General features: G+C 42.7%; 17 protein-coding genes and 1 tRNA gene. 17 read left to right on the forward strand and 1 reads right to left on the reverse strand.

All coding sequences use genetic code 11. From position 1 onward, the window contains the following. The first annotated feature begins 350 nt into the window (after nt 1–350). The 10 genes from JFC10_RS05645 (at nt 351) to JFC10_RS05690 (ending at nt 14,248) form a co-directional block, all read left to right on the forward strand. Nucleotides 351–426: transfer RNA gene (locus tag JFC10_RS05645), tRNA-Trp, on the forward strand. Nucleotides 427–477: 51 nt separating this feature from the next. Beyond that, a complete protein-coding gene (gene secE / locus JFC10_RS05650; RefSeq protein ID WP_083475710.1) occupies nt 478–966 on the forward strand; it encodes a preprotein translocase subunit SecE in 489 nt (162 codons plus the stop codon). Between the two features lie 57 nt (nt 967–1,023). Next, complete coding sequence (gene nusG / locus JFC10_RS05655) at nt 1,024–1,554, forward strand: transcription termination/antitermination protein NusG (RefSeq protein ID WP_193013452.1); 531 nt, start codon at nt 1,024–1,026, stop codon at nt 1,552–1,554. 90 nt (nt 1,555–1,644) lie between these two features. Next, nucleotides 1,645–2,076 carry a 50S ribosomal protein L11 gene (gene rplK / locus JFC10_RS05660; protein ID WP_010201717.1) on the forward strand — a complete coding sequence of 144 codons (432 nt, stop codon included), beginning with the start codon at nt 1,645–1,647 and terminating at the stop codon, nt 2,074–2,076. After that, complete coding sequence (gene rplA / locus JFC10_RS05665) at nt 2,076–2,777, forward strand: 50S ribosomal protein L1 (RefSeq protein WP_193013451.1); 702 nt, start codon at nt 2,076–2,078, stop codon at nt 2,775–2,777. The genes rplK and rplA overlap by 1 nt, the downstream gene beginning before the upstream one ends. Nucleotides 2,778–3,212: 435 nt before the next feature. After that, nucleotides 3,213–3,740: a 50S ribosomal protein L10 gene (gene rplJ / locus JFC10_RS05670; protein ID WP_149488620.1), complete on the forward strand. Its 528-nt coding sequence runs from the start codon at nt 3,213–3,215 to the stop codon at nt 3,738–3,740. 126 nt (nt 3,741–3,866) lie between these two features. Beyond that, nucleotides 3,867–4,238, forward strand: coding sequence for a 50S ribosomal protein L7/L12 (rplL, locus tag JFC10_RS05675; RefSeq protein WP_011514491.1), 372 nt, complete (start codon nt 3,867–3,869; stop codon nt 4,236–4,238). 781 nt (nt 4,239–5,019) lie between these two features. Continuing rightward, nucleotides 5,020–9,138 carry a DNA-directed RNA polymerase subunit beta gene (gene rpoB / locus JFC10_RS05680; protein ID WP_198332058.1) on the forward strand — a complete coding sequence of 1,373 codons (4,119 nt, stop codon included), beginning with the start codon at nt 5,020–5,022 and terminating at the stop codon, nt 9,136–9,138. Nucleotides 9,139–9,326: 188 nt separating this feature from the next. Further along, the gene (gene rpoC / locus JFC10_RS05685; RefSeq protein WP_198332059.1) at nt 9,327–13,559 is read left to right on the forward strand and encodes a DNA-directed RNA polymerase subunit beta'; all 4,233 of its coding nucleotides are present in this window, start codon (nt 9,327–9,329) and stop codon (nt 13,557–13,559) included. Between the two features lie 167 nt (nt 13,560–13,726). Continuing rightward, the gene (locus JFC10_RS05690) at nt 13,727–14,248 is read left to right on the forward strand and encodes a DUF6586 family protein (RefSeq protein ID WP_193013448.1); all 522 of its coding nucleotides are present in this window, start codon (nt 13,727–13,729) and stop codon (nt 14,246–14,248) included. 180 nt (nt 14,249–14,428) lie between these two features. On the opposite strand, the gene JFC10_RS05695 is transcribed toward JFC10_RS05690, so the two are convergent. Continuing rightward, entirely contained in the window at nt 14,429–17,077 is a 2,649-nt protein-coding gene (locus tag JFC10_RS05695) for a penicillin-binding protein 1A (RefSeq protein ID WP_198332060.1), read from the reverse strand. Between the two features lie 232 nt (nt 17,078–17,309). Here JFC10_RS05695 and pilM point away from each other — a divergent pair, with 232 nt between their 5' ends. The 7 genes from pilM (at nt 17,310) to aroB (ending at nt 24,549) form a co-directional block, all read left to right on the forward strand. Then, the gene (gene pilM / locus JFC10_RS05700) at nt 17,310–18,326 is read left to right on the forward strand and encodes a type IV pilus assembly protein PilM (RefSeq protein WP_198332173.1); all 1,017 of its coding nucleotides are present in this window, start codon (nt 17,310–17,312) and stop codon (nt 18,324–18,326) included. Further along, complete coding sequence (locus JFC10_RS05705) at nt 18,326–18,979, forward strand: PilN domain-containing protein (RefSeq protein WP_198332061.1); 654 nt, start codon at nt 18,326–18,328, stop codon at nt 18,977–18,979. The genes pilM and JFC10_RS05705 overlap by 1 nt, the downstream gene beginning before the upstream one ends. Next, the gene (locus tag JFC10_RS05710; protein WP_198332062.1) at nt 18,976–19,701 is read left to right on the forward strand and encodes a type IV pilus inner membrane component PilO; all 726 of its coding nucleotides are present in this window, start codon (nt 18,976–18,978) and stop codon (nt 19,699–19,701) included. Before JFC10_RS05705 ends, JFC10_RS05710 begins: the two co-directional genes overlap by 4 nt. Continuing rightward, nucleotides 19,701–20,234, forward strand: coding sequence for a pilus assembly protein PilP (locus JFC10_RS05715; RefSeq protein WP_198332063.1), 534 nt, complete (start codon nt 19,701–19,703; stop codon nt 20,232–20,234). The genes JFC10_RS05710 and JFC10_RS05715 overlap by 1 nt, the downstream gene beginning before the upstream one ends. A 27-nt stretch (nt 20,235–20,261) precedes the next feature. Next, on the forward strand, nt 20,262–22,601 hold the full coding sequence (pilQ, locus tag JFC10_RS05720) for a type IV pilus secretin PilQ (RefSeq protein WP_198332064.1): 2,340 nt from the start codon (nt 20,262–20,264) through the stop codon (nt 22,599–22,601). Between the two features lie 154 nt (nt 22,602–22,755). Then, the gene (gene aroK, locus JFC10_RS05725) at nt 22,756–23,316 is read left to right on the forward strand and encodes a shikimate kinase AroK (RefSeq protein ID WP_198332065.1); all 561 of its coding nucleotides are present in this window, start codon (nt 22,756–22,758) and stop codon (nt 23,314–23,316) included. 123 nt (nt 23,317–23,439) lie between these two features. Further along, entirely contained in the window at nt 23,440–24,549 is a 1,110-nt protein-coding gene (gene aroB, locus JFC10_RS05730; RefSeq protein WP_198332066.1) for a 3-dehydroquinate synthase, read from the forward strand. Nucleotides 24,550–24,564 lie beyond the last annotated feature (15 nt).

Genomic DNA, 24,564 nt, shown 5'->3' on the forward strand with positions numbered 1-24,564 from the left:
AGGCGCTGGTGTTGTTGCTAACGTATTGAACTAATCCATAAGTCTCAGTAATGAGATTATGAGTTAGTCATGAAAAAGCCATCCTTGTAAAAGGGTGGCTTTTTTTATTAATAGTTTAATAAGTCAGAGCAATGCTTATCAAGTCAGTGGTTATTCAAATACTAGCTGTATGCTTTAAACTATTAAAGCAGTAACTTCTGTTAGATTTTGGCTTTCATATGTGATTCTAAATAGAGTTTTCTGATTTTTTATCACTAAAAAAGCGATTTATTAAATTATCCATATAAAATATCATCTTAAAACTTGCATTCTCATTAAAATCTTGTATAATTATCAGCCTTAACACCCATAGGCGATTGGCTCAATTGGTAGAGCATCGGTCTCCAAAACCGAGGGTTGTAGGTTCGAGTCCTACATCGCCTGCCATCTTCTTATCACATCTTTGTTATACCTCACCATCTCCGAAGCGAGTTCTTTATGAGCAATGATCAAGATAACCTCGAGACTAAGTTATCTGATGCCAAGGCCGGTGCTGGTGGAATGCTGTCTAAAGGTAAGCACATCTCAGCGGGCAATCAAACAACTGCTGTTGAAGTGGCTAAAACAGGTTCAATAAAAGATGTGGTATTGTGGCTACTTGCCGCAGCAGTATTGATCGGGGCGACGTTAGTTAATCAATATTTACCTGGCTATTGGCAACCTGCTAATGATGTTTGGGTACGTATTGGTATTATCGTTGCCCTTATTGTATTCGCCTTAGTATGCTTGGCATTAACGCATCAGGGTCGCGCTTTTAAAATATTATTAAAAGACGCTGCTGTTGAATTGCGCCGAGTGACATGGCCAGGTAAAGATGAAACATTTCAATATACCTGGCAAGTCATTGTCATGATTGCCATTGTTGGGTTTCTAGTTTGGCTATTAGATAACTTTTTCAATTGGTTCGTTGGCATCTTTATTGGTTAGTCGCACGTATTAGTGAGACTTAATCTAAAACTTACTTATAATGATCAGGAGCGTGATATGCGTTGGTATATTGTCCAAGCGTTTTCAGGATATGAAAAGCAAGTACAGCGTTCATTAACTGATCGTATTAATCGTAGTGAATTTGCGGATTCTTTCGGTGACGTATTGGTTCCTACTGAAGAAGTCGTCGAAATGAAAGACGGCAAAAAGCGTAAGAGTGAGCGTAAGTTCTTTCCAGGTTATGTATTGATCCAGATGGAAATGAACGACAATACTTGGCATATCGTTAAAGATTGTCCACGTATTATGGGTTTCATCGGTGGTACACCTGAAACACCAGCGCCCATTACCCAAGTAGAAGCAGATCGTATTTTAAACCGTTTGAATCAGACTGAAACTGATCCACGTCCTAAGACTCTATTTGAGCCGGGCGAAGAGTTATTGGTTATCGACGGCCCATTTACTGACTTTAAAGGGTTGGTTGAAAAAGTGGATTATGAAAAGTCTAAGCTACATTTAACGGTAAACGTATTTAATCGTCCGACTCAGGTCGAGCTTGAGTTTAGTAAAGTTGAAAAGCTAGACTAAATCAGCAAAAAATTCATCAACCGGGGAGCTGTTAGTCAACGAAGATTATATTACGTTGATTTGGCGCTATTACCCATTTAGGAGAGTATCATGGCTAAGAAGATTGATGGTTACATCAAACTGCAAGTGCCTGCAGGCAAAGCAAATCCTTCACCACCGATTGGTCCAGCATTGGGTCAAAAAGGCGTGAACATCATGGCGTTCTGTAAAGAATTCAACGCTGCGACCTCAAACCAAGAGCCGGGTCTACCGATTCCTACTGAGATCACTGTATACAGCGATAAGTCTTTTACCTTCATCATGAAGTCACCACCAGCTGCATACTTACTACGTAAGGCTGCTGGTATTGCTAAAGGTTCTGGTACACCTAACACCGCTAAAGTCGGTAAAGTTGACCGTGCACAACTAGAAGACATCGTTAAGACCAAAGATGCAGATTTAACTGCTGCTGATCTTGATGCTGCTGTTCGTACCATCGCTGGTACTGCACGTTCAATGGGTATTACCGTGGAGGGTGTATAATGTCTAAGCTAACCAAACGTCAAAAAGAAATCAATAGCCGTATTGAGCACGAAAAACAATACACTATCGAAGAAGCGGTTCAAATCCTAAACGATTTGCCACCTCTTAAGTTTAAAGAATCAATTGATATCGCAGTAAACTTGGGCGTTGACCCACGTAAATCTGATCAAGTGGTTCGTGGCGCTACCAACCTACCTGCTGGTACTGGTAAAACCAAACGCGTTGCTGTATTTGCTCAAGGTGCTGCTGCTGAAGCCGCCAAAGAAGCTGGTGCAGATATCGTTGGTTTTGAAGACCTAGCAGAATCAATCAAAGCCGGTAACATGGACTTTGATATCGTTATTGCTGCTCCTGATGCAATGCGTGTTGTTGGTCAACTAGGTACTATCCTAGGTCCACGTGGTCTAATGCCTAACCCTAAAGTCGGTACGGTTACGCCTAACGTTGCTGAAGCGGTTACTAACGCTAAAGCCGGTCAAGCACAGTATCGTGTAGACAAAGCAGGTATTATCCACACGACTATCGGTCAAATTGGTTTTACTGCTGAGCAAGTAATCCAAAATGCTGAAGCACTCATTACAGATCTAAAACGTGCTAAACCTGCTACTTCTAAAGGTACTTTCATCAAGAAAATTACCTTGTCTAGCACGATGGGCCCTGGTCTAAGTATTGATCCAGTTCCATATCGCACAGCAAAATAGTTAAATATGTGCCTTTATTTAACGATTTTAAATAAAGGACGCAAAAATATTTTAAAGAATTAGGTCAGCGTAGCAAACGCTATGCTGTCTAAGACCGTAGGTAGAGGGTGGTTTTGCGTTATAGTTAATAATTTTTAAATTATTAGTAATGATAATGAGCTGCTTTTGTTAATCGACGACAGATGAAAATCTTAGTTGTCCTACGCAGACGGTGACCCACCCAGTTGTTGATAAGAGCCGATAGGGCAACCTATCACTTGATGTCATTCTGATAACGGTGCCGTAATCAGTCGTTATGAGTAAAGTTTATTTTTATAAGGTTTACGAATAACGTGTCGTATCAAGTCGGTCTAAGCCAGTCGTTTAATAATTAAGAACTTCGGTTTTTAAGTATTGAAATACTGAGCAGATTGATAAGATTAAAGGAGTCAACTTATGGCATTAACGCTAGAGCAAAAACAACAAGTTGTGGCTGAAGTGTCTGAAGTTGCTGCTAATGCTTACTCAGCAGTAGCTGCCGAATATCATGGTATTGGTGTTGCAAAGCTTACTAAGCTGCGCGAACAAGCCCGTGAAAAAGGCGTCGTTTTGAAAGTGGTAAAAAATACCCTAGCAAAACGCGCTTTTGAAGGCACTAAGTTTGAGAGCATGTCAGACCGTATGACTGGTCCACTACTTTTGGCTTTCTCTATGGAAGATTTGGGATCTGCTGCTCGAGTCGTTTTCGACTTCAGCAAAGATAACAAAGCTTTAGAGACCAAATTGGTATCAGTTGGTGGTGTGGTTTATGGTCCAGAAGAGCTAGAGCGCGTATCGAAGCTACCAACTCGCGACGAAGCAATCTCTATCTTGATGGCTACTATGAATGCACCAGTGACCAAGCTTGTCCAGACTATGAACGCAGTTCCTGGCAAGTTCGTTCGCACTGTTGCAGCAATCAAAGACGCAAAAGAAGCTGCTTAATTGCTTGTTTTAACGTAACTTTGACATCGCCGATTGCACTTTATTGCCAACACTATTTGAAAATTTGGCAAGCAATCCAAGCGATATTAAAATCAATTAATTTTTATCAGATAACGGAGAGTTCTCATGGCACTATCTAAAGATGACGTGTTAAACGCAATCGCTGAAATGTCAGTAATGGATATCGTTGAATTAATCAGCGCTATGGAAGAAAAATTCGGCGTAACAGCTGCTGTTGCTGCTGCACCTGCTGCTGCTGGTCCTGCTGCTGCTGCTGCTGAAGAAAAAGACGAGTTTGACGTAGTTCTTGCCAGCTTTGGCGAGAAGAAAGTTGGCGTAATTAAAGCCGTACGTGAAGCTACTGGTCTTGGCTTGAAAGAAGCGAAAGATTTGGTTGAAAGCGCTCCAGCTCCAATCAAAGAAGGCGTTAACAAAGCTGAAGCTGAAGAGTTGAAAAAGAAACTTGAAGAAGCTGGTGCAACTGTTGAACTAAAATAGTTTAACTGCTGTACAAAAAAAGCTGGTAATGCCTTGCATTGCCAGCTTTTTTTTACTATAATTCGTAGCTTGACCTTTTGTGTCTGCCAACATACGTATGCAACATCACGGTGGATACCCATCAAAAGGACAGACGATATACATGCAAGCACACATGCCAGTTTTTGAAATCAGTTGATATGAGCTAAACGTCCATAGATGTTTGGCATTTTTTTGTGTCTGCATGCTTTCCCATTAACACTATAGTTTATACTGATTCTAAAAGTTATAGTTACCCCGATTATTATTAATTCTGAAAAGCTATTAAGCTTAGGTTGTCCGTTTCGTATGGTTTTACTGTCAGTAGTTAGGCTTATAGACGGTACATATCAACGACGATATTAGTTTTTATAGAGTTGTTGGTTTTGATAGAGCCATTGTTTTGAAAGAAAATTGCCTAAATATAACCAGTTTTGATAGCAGATAACTTAGAAATACCCTTAAGTAAGTCATTTTTCCTTACCTTTACGAGTAAGTTTTGCCTCAAAAGCAATATGTTTTTGATGATATGATATTGAATTTAATAGTCTGAGTGGTCATATAGACTGACTTAGATACTGATTATAAAATTAAGGTAAGGGTGCTAAGCAAGCACTGATAGCAGAAGTAGTAATTGACAAAAGATATAAACCGAACACGATCACCTGTTTTATATTATCGTTTACGTCGCCAAGTTTGCATCGTATTTATGTACGCTGGCCACGCTTTTAATTTGTTTCCACGTTTACTGTAAGGACTCTCGATGGCATATTCTTATACTGAAAAAAAGCGTATTCGCAAAAGTTTTGCTGAATTGCCCACTGTGATGGACATTCCCTATTTACTGTCTATTCAAGTAGATTCTTACGAGCAATTTTTGCAAGAGCACAAAAAGCCAAAAGCTCGTGAGAATACTGGTTTGCAAGCTGCGTATTCCTCTATTTTCCCAATTGAGAGTCACTCTGGTAACGCAGAGCTACAATTCGTTGAATATTATTTAGGTACGCCTGAGTTTGATGAGCGTGAGTGTATCTTACGTGGCTCAACGTTTGCTGCACCGATGCGTGTCAAAATTCGCTTGATTATCAAAGATAAAGACAGCAAAGACAAAGACAGCAAAGCGGCAATCAAAGATATCCGTGAGCAAAGCGTTTATATGGGCGAGATGCCTTTGATGACGGCTAACGGTACTTTCATTATCAATGGTACTGAGCGTGTTATCGTATCTCAGCTACATCGTTCACCTGGTGTGTTCTTTGATCATGATAAAGGTAAGTCGCATTCAAGTGGTAAAGTGCTTTATAACGCACGTATCATCCCTTACCGTGGCTCATGGTTAGACTTTGAATTTGATGCAAAAGATTTAGTTTTTGCTCGTATTGACCGTCGTCGTAAGTTACTGGCGTCAATCATTCTACGTGCGCTTGGGTTAACAACTTCTGAAATCTTAGATTTGTTCTTTGATAAAGTGGCTGTTTATAAAGGCGAAGAGCAGTTTGAAATTGACTTAGTAGCTGATCGCCTACGTGGTGAGATGGCTCAGTTTGATATCGTATCACCAGAAGGTGATGTCATTGTAGAGCAGGGCAAGCGTATTAATGCGCGCCGTATCCGTCAGCTTGAAGAAGCAGGTATGACGAAAATTGCGGTGCCTGATGAATATCTCTATGAGCGTATTTTAGCTGAAGATATCGTCGTAAATGATGAAGTTATCGCTAAAGCTAATACTTTGATTGACCATGAATTATTGGTTAAATTAAGCGCATTTGAAGCCAGCGAGTCTATCAAAGAATTCAGCATTCTATTCACCAACGATATCGATCAGGGTAGTTATATTGCTGACACGCTACGTGCAGATAGCACCTCAAGCCGTGAAGAAGCATTGATTGAAATCTATAAAGTCATGCGTCCAGGTGAGCCACCAACCGTTGAGACTGCTGAAAAACTGTTTGACAGCATGTTCTTTAACGCTGATCGTTATGACTTGTCAAATGTCGGTCGTATGAAATTCAACCGTCGTCTCGGTTTAGAATTTGATAACACTGATGATCCAGATATTCAACGCGCTCGTAGCGTATTGACCAATGAAGATATCGTTAACGTTCTAAAAGAGCTGATCGAAATCCGTAACGGTCGCGGCGAAGTCGATGATATTGACCATTTAGGTAACCGTCGTATTCGTTCAGTAGGCGAGATGGCAGAAAATCAATTCCGTGTTGGTCTAGTACGTGTTGAGCGTGCAGTCAAAGAGCGTTTAAGCTCAGCGGAATCTGATAACTTGTCACCACAAGATTTGATTAACTCAAAACCTGTTGCTGCTGCAGTTAAAGAGTTCTTTGGTTCAAGCCAGTTGTCACAGTTTATGGATCAGAACAACCCATTGTCGGAAGTTACCCATAAACGCCGTGTATCAGCATTAGGACCGGGTGGTTTGACCCGTGAACGTGCAGGCTTTGAAGTACGTGACGTACATGATACCCATTATGGCCGTGTATGTCCGATTGAGACTCCTGAAGGTCCAAACATTGGTCTGATCAACTCACTAGCTACGTTTGCAAAAACTAACAGCTTTGGCTTCCTAGAAACGCCGTATCGTCGTGTGGTTGATGGTAAAGTAACAGACGTTATTGAGTATCTATCAGCAATCGAAGAAGTAGGTACGGTCATTGCACAGGCTGATTCACCAGTAACTGCAGAAGGCGCGTTATCTGATGAAATGGTCAGTGTGCGTAGCTATGGTGAATTCGTCCGTATGCCGCCAGAAAAAGTGACGCATATGGATGTGTCGCCAAGTCAGGTAGTATCGGTCGCAGCAGGTCTGATTCCATTCCTAGAGCATGATGATGCTAACCGTGCCTTGATGGGCTCGAACATGCAGCGTCAGGCGGTTCCTACGTTACGTGCTGATAAGCCGTTAGTAGGTACTGGTATGGAGCGTCACGTTGCTCGTGACTCTGGTGTTTGTGTAATCGCCAAGCGTGGCGGTGTGATTGAAGATGTTGATGCATCACGTATCGTTGTTCGTGTAAACGAAGAAGAAATGGTCGCTGGTGAAGCGGGTATTGATATCTATAACTTGATCAAATACACACGCTCTAACCAGAACACCTGTATTAACCAACGTATCATTGTTAACCAAGGTGATGAGATCGCTTTGGGTGATATCTTGGCTGATGGTCCATCAACGGATCTTGGCGAGCTAGCACTCGGTCAGAACATTCGCATCGCATTTATGCCTTGGAATGGTTACAACTTCGAAGATTCAATCTTGCTATCTGAAAAAGTGGTTAAAGAAGATCGTTTCACCACTATTCATATTCAAGAATTGACCTGTGTGGCACGTGACACCAAGCTAGGTACAGAAGAGATCACGGCTGATATTCCAAACGTTGGCGAAGCAGCATTATCAAGTCTCGATGAAGCTGGTATCGTTTATATCGGTGCTGAAGTTGATGCTGGTGATATTCTAGTTGGTAAAGTTACGCCAAAAGGTGAGACGCAACTAACGCCAGAAGAGAAACTACTACGGGCTATCTTTGGTGAAAAAGCGGCTGATGTGAAAGACACGTCTTTGCGTGTTCCAACATCAAGCAAAGGTACGGTTATTGACGTTCAAGTCTTTACCCGTGATGGCGTCGAAAAAGATGCGCGTGCAAGAGCGATTGAAAAATCACAGCTTGATAGCTACCGTAAAGATTTAAAAGAAGAGCTACGTATCTTTGAAGAAGCCGCTCGTGGTCGTATTGGTAATCTATTAGATGGCCAAAAAGTCAGCGGCGGTTCTGGTCTCAAAGCCGGTACGGTTATGGCATTGGCTGATATGAAAGATATGAGCCTTGAGACTTTGCTTGATATTCAGCCAGTTGAAGAAGAAATCTCTGAGCGTTTAACGCAAATCGCTGAGTATTTGGTTGATAAGCAAAAAGACATCGATGTGAAGTTTGCTGAGAAAAAACGCAAATTAACCGCTGGTGATGACTTACAACATGGCGTACAAAAAATCGTTAAGGTATATCTAGCGGTTAAGCGTCGTATTCAGCCTGGTGATAAAATGGCTGGTCGTCATGGTAACAAAGGTGTTGTATCGCGCATTATGCCAGTCGAAGATATGCCTTATGATGAGAATGGTAATACCGTTGACATCGTATTGAACCCACTTGGTGTACCATCTCGTATGAACATCGGTCAGGTACTAGAGACGCATTTGGGCATGGCAGCGAAAGGTTTGGGCGAGAAGATTGATGGTATGCTCAAATCTCAAGCAGCGATCAAAGAGCTGCGTGATTTCTTGGACAAAATCTATAACCAAGTCGGCGGTGAACAAGTTGATCTTGATAGCTTGAGTGATGATGATATCATGGCGCTAGCAGATAACTTGCGTGCTGGTGTACCAATGGGCACAGCAGTGTTTGACGGCGCAAGAGAAAGCCAAGTTAAAGATTTGCTTGAGCTTGCTGGTATGGATCGTGATGGTCAGCAGACATTGTATGATGGTCGTACCGGTCAGAAGTTTGACCGCAAAGTGACCGTTGGCTACATGTATATGCTCAAACTTAACCATTTGGTTGATGACAAAATGCATGCGCGTTCAACAGGTTCTTACTCTCTAGTAACACAGCAGCCATTGGGCGGTAAAGCTCAGTTTGGTGGTCAGCGCTTCGGTGAGATGGAAGTATGGGCACTAGAAGCATATGGTGCGACTTACACGTTGCAAGAAATGCTAACTGTGAAGTCGGATGATGTTGAAGGCCGTACTCGTATGTACAAAAACATCGTTGATGGTGAGCAGTACATGGACCCAGGTATGCCTGAGTCATTCAACGTACTGACCAAAGAAATCAAATCACTGGGTATTAATATTGAGTTAAAGCAAACCCATTAAGCACGGCTGACTGAGGCTACCTTTAACATGGTCTTAGTCAATTATTATCCTTAGTGGTCAATCTAAAAGCAGTATGCGCATCGCTGCTGCTTTTAGTGATTTGTCTCAACCCTGTTCATTGCCTTCATTCATCTTAGCTGCGTCAATGGTACGCTGTCAGATGATTATAAAGATAACGGAGAAGCAACTTGAAAGATTTACTCGATATCATGCAAAGCCCTACCGGCAACGGTAACCAAGAGTTTGATAGCATTCAAATTACTTTAGCCTCACCTGATGTGATCAAATCATGGTCACACGGTGAAGTAAAAAAACCTGAAACTATTAACTATCGTACGTTCAAACCTGAGCGTGATGGTCTTTTTTGTGCCAAAATCTTTGGCCCAGTAAAAGATTTTGAATGTTTATGTGGTAAATATAAACGCCGTAAGTTCCAAGGCGTTATCTGTGAAAAATGTGGTGTTGAAGTTACCACTGCTAAAGTCCGTCGTGACCGCATGGGTCACATCGACCTAGCCAGTCCTGTGGCACATATTTGGTTCCTAAAATCATTACCAAGCCGCATCGGTCTGTTGCTAGACATGACATTGCGTGACATTGAGCGCGTTTTATATTTTGAAAGCTACATCGTGACTGAGCCTGGTCTAACTAGCTTAGAAAAGTACCAGTTGCTTGATGATGAAGATTACTACAAAGCGCTTGAAGAGTTTGGCGATGAATTCACTGCCAAAATGGGTGCTGAAGCCGTTCAAGACTTATTAAAAGACATCGATATCGATATCGAAATTGATGAGCTACGCGAAGCAATTCCGCAAACAGGTTCTGAGACTAAGCTTAAGAAGATGTCTAAGCGTCTTAAATTATTAGAAGCATTCCGTGATTCTAATAACAAGCCTGAGTGGATGGTAATGAACATCTTGCCAGTACTACCACCAGATTTGCGCCCGCTAGTACCACTAGAAGGCGGCCGTTTTGCGACGTCTGATCTAAACGATCTATATCGCCGTGTGATTAACCGTAACAACCGTTTAAAGCGTCTGCTTGAGCTAAGCGCACCTGACATCATCGTACGTAACGAAAAACGTATGTTGCAAGAGTCAGTGGATGCGTTGCTTGATAACGGTCGTCGCGGTCGTGCGATTACTGGTAGTAACAAGCGCCCATTGAAATCTTTGGCTGATATGATCAAAGGTAAGCAAGGTCGTTTCCGTCAGAACTTGCTAGGTAAACGTGTTGATTATTCTGGTCGTTCGGTCATCGTTGTAGGCCCAACACTACGTCTACATCAGTGTGGTCTACCAAAGAAAATGGCACTAGAACTATTTAAGCCATTTACTTATAACAAACTATTGTCTCATGGTTTAGCAACGACGATTAAAGCTGCTAAAAAGATGGTAGAACGTGAAGAGCCGCAAGTGTGGGATATGCTGGCCATGGTTATCCGTGAGCATCCAGTACTTCTTAACCGTGCGCCAACACTTCACCGTTTGGGCCTGCAGGCATTTGAACCAGTATTAATCGAAGGTAAAGCAATCCAGTTGCATCCGCTCGTTTGTACTGCGTTTAACGCCGATTTTGATGGTGACCAAATGGCCGTTCACGTGCCATTGACGCTAGAAGCACAGCTTGAATCACGTGCCTTGATGATGTCTACCAACAACATCTTGTCACCAGCCAACGGCGATCCGATCATCGTACCATCACAGGATGTTGTACTGGGTCTATATTACATCAGTCGTTCATCTATTAATGCCAAAGGCGAAGGCATGATTTTTGCCACCGTTAATGAAGCATTGCGTGCGATTGGTTCAAACGATTTACATGTAAACGCTAAAATCAAAGTGCGTGTCACCGAGACGCATATTGATGAAGACGGTAACGAAACCAAAGAAATTAGCATTAAAGATACGGTTGCTGGTCGCTTACTTATCTGGAACATCATGCCTAAAGGTATGTCGTTTGATGAGTGTAACCAAGAGATGACGAAGAAAAACATCTCTCGTTTGATCAACTCTTGCTACCGTAAAGTAGGTGTTAAAGAAAGCGTCATGTTTGCTGACCAATTGATGTATCTTGGTTTTGCTCAAGCAACGTTATCAGGCGTGTCTATCGGTATCGACGACATGGTCATTCCACCACTGAAAAAGCAAATCATCGAAGTGGCAGAAGGCGAAGTTCGTGAGATCGAAGATCAATTCGAGCAAGGTTTTGTGACAGCTGGTGAGCGCTATAACAAAGTGGTTGATATCTGGTCACGTACCAATGACAAAGTCGCTAAAGCGATGATGGACAACTTGGCTACTGATAAAATCATGAATGCCAAAGGCATTGAAGAAGAGCAGAAGTCATTTAACTCTATCTTTATCATGTCAGATTCTGGTGCTCGTGGTAGTGCTGCTCAGATTCGTCAGTTGGCTGGTATGCGTGGTTTGATGGCTAAGCCAGATGGCTCAATCATTGAGACGCCAATTAAAGCAAACTTCCGCGAAGGTTTGACGGTACTACAGTACTTCATCTCAACTCACGGTGCACGTAAAGGTCTAGCGGATACGGCACTGAAAACGGCTAACTCGGGTTACCTAACTCGTCGTTTGGTTGATGTGGCGCAAGATTTAGTTATCACTAGTGATGATTGTGGTACTGAAGAAGGCCTACTCATGAAGCCACATATTCAAGGTGGTGAAATCATTGAGAAGTTAGGTGAGCTAGTACTTGGTCGTGTGACGGCTCGTGATGTGACTTATAACGATGATGCCGATAAGGTATTGATTCCAGCAGGTACTTTGATCGACGAGCATTGGGTAAACGTGCTTGATAACAATGCGATTGATGATATCTGGGTACGCTCAGTTATTACTTGTAATGTTGAGCATGGTGTTTGTTCACAGTGTTATGGTCGTGATTTGGCTCGTGGTCATAAAGTGAACATTGGCGAGTCAGTCGGTGTTATGGCGGCTCAGTCTATCGGTGAACCAGGTACTCAGTTAACGATGCGTACATTCCACGTGGGCGGGGCAGCAAGCTCAGCATCAGTGGATAACAGCATCTCAGTTCGTAGTGCTGGCCAAGCGCATTTCGAAAACATGAAAACGGTTCAACATACCGATGGTCACTTAGTCATCGTATCGCGTTCAGCTGAAATCGCCTTGACCGATGAGCTTGGTCGTGAGCGTGAACGTTATAAAGTGCCTTATGGTTCTAGCGTGCTTGTGAAACACGAAGATCAGGTTGATGCTGGTCAAACCATCGCTAAATGGGATCCGCACACGCATCCTATTATCACAGAATTTGCTGGTACTGCACGCTTCAGTGACATCACTGATGGCTTAACTGCTACCGTAAAAGTTGATGATGCGACTGGTATGAGCTCATTTGAGATTCTTGCTACTCGTGACCGTTCAAGTTCAGCAAAAGACTTACGTCCTGCGATTATCTTGAACACTGATGAAGGTAAAGAAGTGGTTTACTTCTTACCAGCTGAAACCATCATTCGCGTCAGCGATGGTGAAAAAGTAGCAGCCGGTTCGATTTTGGGTCGTGTACCACAAGCCTCTTCAGGTACCAAAGATATTACCGGTGGTCTACCGCGTGTTGCTGACTTGTTCGAAGCACGTCGTCCGAAAGATCATGCTATCATGGCAGAAATGACAGGTGTGGTTAGCTTTGGTAAAGAGACCAAAGGTAAAAACCGCTTCATTATCACCAATGAAGATGGTGAGATTCATGAAGAGCTAATACCGAAATGGCGTCAAATCAACGTCTTTGAAAACGAAACGGTAGCACGTGGTGAAGTAATCGCTGATGGTCCACAGAATCCACATGATATCTTACGTTTGAAAGGTCAGACTGCACTTGCTGATTACATCGTTAACGAAGTACAGGACGTTTATCGCTTGCAGGGTGTAAAAATCAACGATAAACACATCGAAGTGATTATTCGTCAGATGCTGCGTAAAGTTGAGATTACCGATGGCGGCGATTCAAACCACTTCAAAGGCGATCAAGCAGAGTACTCTGATATCAAAGCATTGAATGCGAAGCTGGAAGCGGAAGATAAATTCCCAGTACAGTTCGAGCGTCAATTACTAGGTATCACCAAAGCAAGTCTGGCAACAGAAAGCTTTATCTCAGCAGCATCGTTCCAGGAGACGACCCGTGTACTAACTGCGGCTGCCGTGACTGGTAAAGTGGATGAACTACGTGGTCTGAAAGAGAACGTCGTTGTTGGTCGCTTGATTCCTGCTGGTACGGGTCTTGCTTATCATAAAGCACGCAAAGAGAAAGCGGAGCAAAAACTGCTAGATAAAGATCTTAAAGCAGGGTTTGACAATGCAGCATTTGATATGTCAGCGAGCACGGATAGTAAAGACTTTGCAAGCTTTGATGAAGCCTTTGCACAAGAGCTTAATCAGGATAATTAATAGTATTAAGCGTCTTTGATTTATTGTTAATTTGATAAAAAGCCAGCCTAAGTTGCTGGCTTTTTTGTGTGTGCAATAAAGTGAGAAATGCATGGTACTGTTATCTAAAAAAATAGTACACTGGAAAATATGCCCTAATTTACACTTCATATAAGGATAAGTCGCAAATGGCAGGTAAAACCCGCGTTGCCAAATATCAAGCAGATCGAACCAATCAAAAACTGTATTTCTGTCGTCTATCCTGCCAAGCAGCGGGGAATACCGATGATAAGCAGCTATATCAATCACATTGTGAAACCGCTATTTTTCATCTATACGGTGCTTTTCTTGCATTTACCCAAGAGCTGGGTCATTTTTATAGTTTGAACATGACAGCACCAACGTTATCAGAGATTGAGAAAGCATTAAGCGAGCGTACCCAAGTATCGCCTGAAATTCAGCGTTTACAGCAATTACAACAGCAGGGCTTTTTGGCTAATATAGAGCGTGCCTATCAGCGTTGTCTATACGCCGTACCGCCAGATACCATTGTAGATCAAACACCAAGCGATGCTGCCTCACCTGATCTTATTGTTAACGTTGTGACCTTGTCGAATCAATGGCTGCCAGATGAGACGACAATACGAGAGTGGCGTCAGCAGTTTTTAGAGCTGATTGAGCAACTACGTGCTGGTATGGTTGAGTTCTAGAAATAGTTATTAAAAATTTTGTACTTCGAATAATATTAGATGGATGTATTAATTGACTAACTAACGACTATTCTTTAATAGAATGGTATAGATCAAAGTATTAAGTATAAAAAAGGCTTATGTAGCGAGTGCTAAATAAGCCTTTTTTTGCGTTATAAGTTTACATTCTTGAGTTTCTATTTACTCCGGCATCGGTGGCATGCGTTCAACGGGTGTTACTGATAATGGGTTTTGCGGCACGCTATCATTATCACGACTGTTACTGGGTTTGGTGGCTTGAGAGCTACTTTGTTCTTCAGCAGGCTCAGCCGGTGGTGATTTTCGCTGTTGTGTTTGAGTCTTGACCGGTTTTTCTGATTCGCTGCTATCCGTATCTTCATCGGTAGTAAGGATGCCGTCGTCAGTCATTTCTATAATTCTTTGCTTTTGTTTTTTCGATTTGGCACGGTTATTGATAGATACCCATTGATGAGGCGTGTCTTTAAGTTGAGCCTTCATAAAATCCATCCAAACGGGTAGGGCTGCCACACCACCATATTCACGACGGCCCATGGTTGATGGTTGATCAAATCCCATCCATACTACAGTTGCATTAGTAGGATGAAAACCCGCAAACCAAGCATCTTTTGCTTCGTTGGTGGTACCCGTCTTGCCACCGATATCGTCACGTCCTAGGGCCTTTGCTCTCCGTGCAGTACCAAGTTGTACGACATCACGCAATATATCTGCCATCTCGAAAGCAACTCGAGGTTTTAGGATTCGCGGTGCTTGCTTTGCCATTGCATATTGAACCGCAGGCGCTTTCAAGCGATCGGCCTGTGGACTAGCATCATACAGATTTAAATTAAGCGCTTTATCGTTTTGTTCACTATTATCACTGTTCTCTAAGGTTTGTGCCTTAACCGTCACCTCATCGTTGATAGGACTGTCTTCATTCTCAATTGATTTCTTATAATTCTCAATGAGATTCTTATTAAGGTCTTCAAGTTTTTCGTTGAAGCAGGTAGCACACGCTTGGCGTGGGTTTGCTTGAAAGAGTAAGTTGTTATCATAATTATAAATTTGTTCGATAAAGTACGGCTGCACACGATGACCACCATTGGCAAACGTGGCATAAGCTGTTGCCATTTGTAACGGTGTTGCTTGCCCTGCACCTAGTGCTAAGGACAAAGTCGTCGGTAGCTTTTCTTTATCAAGACCGAATTCATCTAATAGGTCGCGTGTATCAGAGATACCAATTGCTTGTAAGAGACGAATAGAGACTAAGTTACGAGATAAATACAGTCCACGGCGTAAAGTGATGTCACCTAAAAAACGTTGATCAGAATTTTTAGGTTTCCAGTCACCTACTTGAATCGGTCGATCCGAAACAATACTATCTGGCCGATAGCCTTTTTCTAGGGCAGCGGTATAGACAAGTGGTTTAATAGTTGAGCCGGGCTGACGCCAGCCTTGTAGGGCACGATTGAATTTACTGTGATTAAAGTCAAAGCCACCGACCAACGCATTAACGGCACCAGTTTCTGGATTCAAGGAGACCAAACTCCCTTGTAGCTTGGGAATTTGTCCCAATTGCCAATTGCCGTTCGCCGTAGGTATTAAACGAACGATATCGTTTTTAGTGACAATTTGGCGGGCGTTATTAGGGAAGTAACCGATACGATCGGCAGAAATATACTTACGTGCCCAGCTCATACCTGACCAACCAACGGTCACATTTTCACCAGAGGACATTGTCGCCTCAAAACTGCGAGCATTAACTTTGGTAACTTTGGCAGGAGACATATTACTATAGCGACGGAAATTTTCTAACGGCTCATCATTTGCTTCTGCACCGCGCCAGCCATGACGATGTTCGTAAGCCACCAAACCGGTCAGTACCGCCGCTTCCGCATCTGTCTGTGCTTTACTATCAACCGTAAGGCGTACTCGCCAACCACTATGCATCACTTGCTCGCCATAGCGATCAACCAAAGTAGAGCGTGTCATTTCTGCCAAATAAGGCATATTGACGTCAAGCTTCTCTTTATAGAGGTTAATGCCTACTGGCGAGCTGATCGCTTCATCGCGTTGTGCTTTGCTGATATAGCCCAACTCATGCATGCGGCCAATAATCCAGTTGCGGCGAGTCAGCGCGCGACTAGGGTTGGCAACAGGGTTGTATTTAGAGGGGGCTTTTGGCAGGCCTGCCAACATTGCAGTTTCGGCAATAGTGAGGTTTTCTAGTGACTTACTGTAATATTTTTTGGCAGCGGCGCGGATACCATAAGCACCTTCGCCTAGATAGATTTTGTTGACATAAAGCGTCAAGATATCATTTTTGCTAAGCTCATCTTCTATTTTACGTGCTAAAAACAGCTCGACCAATTTTCGATTTAAGGTGCGTTCTGGACTTAAGAAGTAGTTTTTGGCAACCTGCATGGTAATGGTAGAGCCACCGGTTTGGCTGTCGTCGTCAGTCACTACTTCTGTGACTGCACGACCAAGACCTTTAATACTAATACCGCTGTGCTGAAAAAAGGACGCATCCTCTGCTGCTAAAAAGGCATGAGTCAAATTTTCAGGAATATCTTCAAAAGTAATTGGTAAAGACAAACGGTTGCCATATTGGCCAATGAGTTTGTCATCACTACTATATATCTGTAATGGCATCTCTAGATTTGCTGTTTTAATCTCTTGAATGCTAGGCAGGGTAGGCGATAAATACATCGCCATCCCATAAAAACCAATGGGCACAGCAAGTGCTAGGATCACTGCCAATGCTAAGCAGGCGATAACAAGCCCCACCAAAAAGTGAATGAGACGGGCGGTAGCATTTTTTTTGGTCATAAGAAAACTTATCAATTAAAATTTGCAACAGATAATGTATTATACCTTGAACAAAATCAGCAGGTCATAATAAATGTGTAAGTTGACCTTAATAGCCTGTTTAAATGCTTGAATCTATCTGTTAAGTAAAGTATTGTACTAAATTATTACAAATAACTATCAGATTGTACACTTAATATAAGGTATAGAGGTTGTGAGGCTATTTACTTCAAAAAGTCGACATTTGATTGGTATGGATATCTGTGCCACTTCAGTAAAGTTGGTTGACATACAGCACCAACAGGGCATGTTTCATCTAAAATCTTATGGCATTGAAAGACTGCCAGAAGGTATAGTCGTCGATAAACTTCTTGTAGATACTGAAGCGGTTGGTCATATTATTGCTAACCTAGCTAAACGCTGTCATGTCGCTGGTAGTAGTGCTGCAACAGCCGTTTCAGGGTCAGCAGTAATCACTAAAATTATTGATATGGATGCTGCGTTAAGTGATGTTGAGCGTGAAGCACAAATACGTCTAGATGCCGATCAATATATCCCCTATCCATTAGAAGACGTTAACTTAGACTTTGAAGTTCTAGGTCCTTCTTTAGTAAGCGATGATATGGTGCAAGTATTACTTGCCGCATCACGCTCGGAAAATGTCGACCAACGAGTTGATGCGCTAACTTTCGGCGGTCTACAGACCAAGGTTATGGATATCGAATCCCATGCTATAGAGCGCGCTTTTGGACTCATGGTAGATAACTTGCCAAACGCCCCAGAATTGGTAGCTTTGATAGATATCGGTCACAATCAAACGACTTTATATATTGCTAAGAATGGTGAGTTTATATATAGCCGCGAACAGCTATTTGGTGGTGTTCAATTAACAGAAGCGATACAAAACCGTTATGGACTATCTGCTGAAGAGGCATCTATCAGTAAGCGTGAGCGTACCTTACCAGATGACTACTACCTTGATGTATTGACGCCTTTTATTGAGAATACCATTCAACAAATTACTCGATCATTGCAATTTTATTTTTCTTCAAGCCAATACAGTAGTATCGATCATGTGGTCCTTGCTGGTGGTAGTAGCTCTATTGCTGGTCTTGCTGGTATGGCACAACAAAAACTTGGGGTGACTGTCAGTATTGCCAACCCTTTTACCAATATGACCATTGCACCAAATATCGATAATGAGCAACTGGCCATTGATGCACCAAGCTTAATGGCTGCATGCGGTCTTGCGTTAAGGAGCTTCGACTAATGGCTCGTATTAACCTATTACCTTGGCGCCAAGAAGAGCGCGAACGTCGCAATAAAGAATTTCTTACCTTAGTAGTGGCCGTGACTTTGCTCACTTTATTGGTTGCATTTGCTTCATGGAGCTACTTCAATAACGAGCTTGACGAGCAACTTGATGCAAACGCATTGATTGAAAAAGAGAATGCTCGTTTAGATACAGCTTTGACTGAAATTGACAGTCTAGAGCAGCGCCGTGACGATATCATTTCACGTATGCAAGTCATTCAAGATTTGCAGGGTCGACGTCCTGTGCCTGTGCGTTTATGGGACGATCTTGCTAAAGCCATCCCGCCAGCACTCTATTTGAATAATCTCAAACGCGAGGGCGATATTTTAACGTTGACAGGTCTGGCTGATAATCCAAATATTGTATCAAGTTTGATTCGTAATCTTGATGATAGTAAATGGATGGGTGATTCAGCAGTTAGTAATATCCAACAAAATATCAGTGCTTATGAATCTGCACCAGCGCTTAATAATACGGTCGCCGCTGGTGAACAGCCGCGTCCCGTTTATCCTGAAGACAGTTATGTTCAGTTCGTGGTAACGACTAAAGTTAAATCAGAGACAGTCACACCTGATGACGCTAGTACTGGGCTTGGAGGTGAGTTATGAAGCTTAACCGTAAAAAGAGCCTGATCAAAACCAAAAAAACAACCTTAAAACCAAAGCAACAGTTTGATTTTCAGGAGTTTCGCCGCAGTTTTGAATCGTTAGATTCTGAAAACTATGGCAGCTGGCCATTACCAGTAAAGGTCACTGTCATTGGGCTTATTATCACGCTCATCGCAGCGTTGGCATGGGCTTTACCGATTAGTAGTAAAATTGACGAGATCAATGCTGCTGAAAGTCAGCAACAAACTCTGCTTGATAGCTATCGTGAAAAAGAATCACGGGCGCGTCATTTAAAAGCTTATCAAGAGCAAGTTGTCCAAATGGAAGCCGAGTTCAATACCTTACTCGATCAGCTACCAAAAGATACTCGTGTATCAGAGCTGGTAGAGGGCATTAACATGACGGGCGTTGGCAGCAATATACGTTTTCAAGATATTTCAGTAGAGCCTGAGATTGAAAATGAGTTTTTTATTGAGCAACCTATCCGCATTGCTGCTTTGGGCGAATATCATCAGTTTGGTAGCTTTATTAGTGGTCTTGCCGCCTTACCACGAATCATTACTATGCATGATTTTGAGGTCAGCAATCCGCAACCGACATTGGATGTTTTGCCAGAGCTTAATCTGGTATTACAAACCAAAACGTACCGTTCAAAAGAAGCTGATCCTGAAGCCGTCGCGACTAATGCTACCGCTACAACTGATGCTGCAGGAGGCAACTAATGAGTATCCAAAAACTGCCTACGCTCTTGGTTTTAAGCATTGCTGTATTGTCAATGACAGGGTGTACCGATCGCATTGGTATGGCAGAGCAATCAATGGCTGATATACGCAATCAACCCGCTCAGCCTATTGAACCACCGCCTAAAGCTGAACTTGTAGAAGACTTTGTTTATAGTGCCAGTGCGCAGCGCAGCCCATTCTTACCACCGAGTTTAGTCAATGTACAAGGTCCTACCACCTCTATTGATGGTGTGCGTCCTGACATTACCAGAGTGAAAGAACCTCTTGAACAATATGAGCTATCGCAACTGATTTTTCGTGGTGTCGTAATTTCACCTGAAGGTCAGCGATATGCATTGGTACAACGCCCTGATGGTTCAGTCGCGAGTGTCAAAGTAGGTGGTTATCTTGGACTAAATGACGGCCGTATTGTTGAAATCACGCCGACCCAGATTAATTTGATTGAAATTGTGCCAGACAGCCGCGCTGGGTTTGTTGAAAAACCCCAGTCGTTGGTTTCACCCATAAGCTAAGTCGGCAGATTTTTTGAGGAATAAATAATGACAGTACGCAATAACAAGGTAATGATGATGAGCAACCGCGTATCTTCTGCTTTTGCTATTTCAGCATTGGCAATCAGCATGGTAGCAGTAAGTAATAGTGCCTATGCCGCACAGCGCATTAACAAGGTTTCTGTAGTACAAACTGCGCCAGCAGTGACGCAAATGCGCTTGGGATTTGAAGGTTTACCAGTGTTACCTGCTGCTTATCAACTTGATAATCCTAGTCGTTTGGTACTAGATTTTGAACAAGTGCAAAATGGACTTGCTAGTCGCTTTAATGAATACAATATTGGTATGATTGATCAGGTCACGACGTTAAATAGTGACAGTACCACCCGCCTGATTGTTGAGCTAAAACAGGCAGGTAACTATACGACGTCGATTGAAGGTAACGATTTACTATTAACCATTACGGATCCTAATCGCCCAGTAATGACCAATGACCCGATCCAAGACGTGCTTAATGATAATAATGCGATCACGACGACAGCAGTTGTTACACCGATTGTAGAAACCAGCAGTGCACCGGCAGTCATTATAACCAGTGAAAATGTGGTTAAAAGTCAAGTGCCTGCTGATACGATGGTCGTCAGAGTTAACCCATTATTAAGCCCACAACTTGCTGCGTCGCAAGTGAGTAAGCAATATAGCTACGATGGTCTGAGTGCGGTCAATTTTGCCGCAGGAAATGATGGTGGTGGCAACGTCAGTATCGCACTTACCAATGAAGCCATTCCAGTTGATGTACAACGTCAAGGCAACAAGTTAGTCGTACGCTTAACGGGTAGCACCGTGCCAAGAAATTTATTGCGCCGTTTGAATATTAATAGTGGTCTGGTTGATAGCATTGATACTAAAAACCAAGGTCAAAATGGTGTGATTACTATTAATGTCAAAGAGGATTATGAGTATCAGGCTTATCAATCAGGCAATCAGCTGAATATTAATATCAGAAAGCCTGAGCTACTACGTGAGCCAACACTTGAAGAAAAAGTCTATAGCGGTGAAGCATTATCTATGGAGTTTCAAGATGTTGAGATTCGCAGTGTCTTAGATATCCTAGCGCAGTTTACGGACATGAATATTGTGGCCAGTGATTCAGTCGCGGGCAATATCACCTTACGCCTTATTAATGTCCCATGGGATCAGGCGCTGGATATTATTCTAAAGAGTAAGAATCTTGGCAAGCGTGAAAATGGCAATGTTATTTTGGTTGCACCTTCCACCGAACTTGCTGAGCAGGAAGCACGTGAGCTTGAAGCACAGCAAGCGGTTGAGTCTTTTGCGCCATTACGTACCGAATACATTCGCTTAAGCTATGCAAAAGCGCCAGATGTTTTGACGCTTATTTCTCAAGGTAGTGGTTCATCGGGTGGCAGCAATTCAAATTCTGCTGATAACAACACCTTATTGTCCAACCGTGGAACGGTAACGGTGGATGAGCGTACCAATACTTTAATTATTAAAGATGTGGCTGAAAGTATTGAAAATATCCATAAGTTGATTGGTAAAATTGATATTCCAGTCCGTCAGGTCATGATTGAAGCGCGTATTGTGAGTGCCACCGATAGCTTTAGTAAAGAGATTGGGGTTCGTTGGGGTATCTTGTCAAATGGTGCAGCCAATAATCGTAATTTATTGGTTGGTGGTAGTAATCAAACGCTATGGGATTTAAAAGACTTTGATGTAGAAACGACGACGGTAAATGGTCAAACGGTTTCTTATCCTTCATACGATATTACTCGTCCTGATAACTTAAACGTTGATTTGGGTGTGGCAAACCCCGCTGGCAGTATTGCTTTTGGCCTACTTAGTATGTCAGATGTGATGCTAGATCTTGAATTGTCAGCACTGCAAGCAGATAATCGTGGTGAAGTTATTTCTACGCCGAAGATTTTGACAGCAGACAAGCAAACGGCAAAAGTTTCTTCAGGAACACAGATTCCTTATCAAGAAGCATCTGCCAGTGGTGCCACGACGACCAGCTTTAAAGAGGCGGCATTGAGTTTAGAGGCAACGCCAAATATCACCCCAGATGGTAAAATTGGTTTGCAATTGTTGATTACTAACGGCACACCGACCATTATTAATAATCAGGTTGCTATTGCTGAAGATTCTATTTCAACCAATGTTATTGTTGAAGATGGTCAAACAGTTGTGTTGGGCGGTGTCTTCAAAAATCGTACCAACAATGGTGTCGATAAGGTACCTTTCTTAGGAGACCTCCCTTATATTGGTCGAGCTTTCCGTAAAGATGTGCGTAGTAATTCTAAAGAAGAGTTATTGATATTTGTGACGCCAAAATTAATTAATGACGGTATCAGCCGCTTGGATTAATCCTTTATTGATTGGTTTTCGCTTAAAAAAAGCAAGCATCAACGCTTGCTTTTTTTGTGGGAAAATTTTGAGATTTACTAACAATAATCAACGCTCATTACTAGCCAGAATATCAATGACGTTGTATCATAGGTAATTTAGCTGAGTAAGTGTTATGGTGGAGGAATTGCCGTCGGTATTTTTAGTAGGGCCGATGGGAGCAGGGAAGACGACAATCGGTAAACTGCTGGCTAAGCAGTTGGGTCGCACCTTTGTAGACAGCGATTGGTACATTGAATCGCAGACAGGGGCTGACATTGCTTGGATATTCGCTAAAGAAGGTGAAGCGGGCTTCCGTGAGCGTGAAACGCGCGCCATCGATGAGTTGACTCAAAAAGACCAAATCGTCTTAGCGACCGGTGGTGGCGCTGTGATGTGTGCTGAAAACAGAGCGTTTTTGCAGCAGCGCGGTATCGTTGTTTATTTGAATGCTCCAGTTGATGTGCAAATGGCTCGCACGGCTAAAGACAAATCACGACCACTATTACAACAGCCAAATCCTAGAAAAATCTTGCAAGATTTATATAGCACCCGTGATCCCTTATATCGCCAAGTCGCCCATATCATCATGCCCACCGGTCATACTTACCCCCGTCATATGGTTAATCAGCTTTTACAGCAATTAGAGACGTTGACTGACAGCACTGCCACAGCAGCAGAACATAAAGAAAATTAACCTTAAATAATGAAAAATTCTATTAGCGCATGTCTTCATTGTAAACATGGCGATAAAAATCAGGACATGCCCTAGTTACGCTTAGCTACTGTTATCTCATTCAAAATGCTTAGGGAGTATTTAATGGCAACGCCACTGTTTCATGACGGTTTAACGGTTCATACGCAAAGTCATGACTATCCAATCGTCATTACTGAGAAAACAGCGATAGAGCACAACAGTATGGCAAAGCAGGTCGCACCCTATATTCGTGGTCGCCAAGTATTGATTGTCACTAACGATACTGTTGCGCCTTTATACCTAAGCGCTTTAGAGAAAGAGTTAACAGAGCAGTTCACTGTGCACGTTTGCGTATTGCCAGATGGTGAACAATATAAAAACCAGAGCAGTATCAATAAAATTTATGATGTATTGATGGCCGAACATTTCAATCGTGATGTCACGCTTATAGCCTTGGGTGGCGGCGTTGTGGGCGATATGACGGGCTTTGCTGCAGCAAGCTTTATGCGTGGTGTGAATTTTATTCAGATTCCAACCACGCTACTGTCGCAAGTGGATTCGAGCGTTGGTGGTAAGACGGGTATCAACCACCCTCAAGGTAAAAATATGATTGGCGCTTTTTGGCAGCCACAAATGGTCCTTGCAGACATGAGTACCCTCAATACTTTGCCAGCGCGTGAATTGTCAGCAGGGTTAGCTGAGGTCATTAAATACGCGCTCATTATGGATATCACGTTTTTAGATTGGCTAGAGGTCAATCTGCCGGCGATGATGGATTTGGATTTGGCGGTACTTGGTGATGCCGTAAAACGCTGCTGTCAGTATAAAGCTGATATCGTTGCGCAAGATGAAAGAGAGTCAGGCATGCGAGCATTGTTAAACTTCGGTCATACTTTCGGCCATGTCATTGAGACACATGAAGGCTATGGTAATTGGTTACACGGTGAGGCAGTCGCTGCTGGTATGGTACAAGCGGCAGAGTTATCACAAAAAATGGGTTGGCTAACGGTCGAGGACGTTGCTCGTATTAAACGTATTTTAACCTTGGCAAATTTGCCTATCACACCGCCACGCATTGATACACAAACGGCGCTGAGCTTGATGGGACATGATAAAAAAGTCAAACACGGACAAATCCGCCTTATTTTGTTAAAATCGCTGGGTCAGGCCGTATTGACCAATGATTTTGATGACGAGCTTTTGCATGCGGTATTGTCAGAGCACAGCGTATAATGTCTCAAAGCTTTA

The organism is Psychrobacter aquimaris, assembly GCF_016107525.1.
Taxonomy (GTDB): domain Bacteria; phylum Pseudomonadota; class Gammaproteobacteria; order Pseudomonadales; family Moraxellaceae; genus Psychrobacter; species Psychrobacter aquimaris.

Excerpts from the sequence above, each read along its gene's own strand:
- JFC10_RS05690 (WP_193013448.1), top strand. The coding sequence starts at position 13,727 with ATGGCAGGTAAAACCCGCGTTGCCAAATATCAAGCAGATCGAACCAAT.
- pilQ (WP_198332064.1), top strand. The coding sequence starts at position 20,262 with ATGACAGTACGCAATAACAAGGTAATGATGATGAGCAACCGCGTATCT.
- rplK (WP_010201717.1), top strand. The coding sequence starts at position 1,645 with ATGGCTAAGAAGATTGATGGTTACATCAAACTGCAAGTGCCTGCAGGC.
- JFC10_RS05705 (WP_198332061.1), top strand. The coding sequence starts at position 18,326 with ATGGCTCGTATTAACCTATTACCTTGGCGCCAAGAAGAGCGCGAACGT.
- rplJ (WP_149488620.1), top strand. The coding sequence starts at position 3,213 with ATGGCATTAACGCTAGAGCAAAAACAACAAGTTGTGGCTGAAGTGTCT.
- JFC10_RS05695 (WP_198332060.1), bottom strand. The coding sequence starts at position 17,077 with ATGACCAAAAAAAATGCTACCGCCCGTCTCATTCACTTTTTGGTGGGG.
- JFC10_RS05715 (WP_198332063.1), top strand. The coding sequence starts at position 19,701 with ATGAGTATCCAAAAACTGCCTACGCTCTTGGTTTTAAGCATTGCTGTA.
- nusG (WP_193013452.1), top strand. The coding sequence starts at position 1,024 with ATGCGTTGGTATATTGTCCAAGCGTTTTCAGGATATGAAAAGCAAGTA.
- rplL (WP_011514491.1), top strand. The coding sequence starts at position 3,867 with ATGGCACTATCTAAAGATGACGTGTTAAACGCAATCGCTGAAATGTCA.
- aroK (WP_198332065.1), top strand. The coding sequence starts at position 22,756 with ATGGTGGAGGAATTGCCGTCGGTATTTTTAGTAGGGCCGATGGGAGCA.
- secE (WP_083475710.1), top strand. The coding sequence starts at position 478 with ATGAGCAATGATCAAGATAACCTCGAGACTAAGTTATCTGATGCCAAG.
- aroB (WP_198332066.1), top strand. The coding sequence starts at position 23,440 with ATGGCAACGCCACTGTTTCATGACGGTTTAACGGTTCATACGCAAAGT.
- pilM (WP_198332173.1), top strand. The coding sequence starts at position 17,310 with ATGGATATCTGTGCCACTTCAGTAAAGTTGGTTGACATACAGCACCAA.
- JFC10_RS05710 (WP_198332062.1), top strand. The coding sequence starts at position 18,976 with ATGAAGCTTAACCGTAAAAAGAGCCTGATCAAAACCAAAAAAACAACC.
- rpoB (WP_198332058.1), top strand. The coding sequence starts at position 5,020 with ATGGCATATTCTTATACTGAAAAAAAGCGTATTCGCAAAAGTTTTGCT.
- rplA (WP_193013451.1), top strand. The coding sequence starts at position 2,076 with ATGTCTAAGCTAACCAAACGTCAAAAAGAAATCAATAGCCGTATTGAG.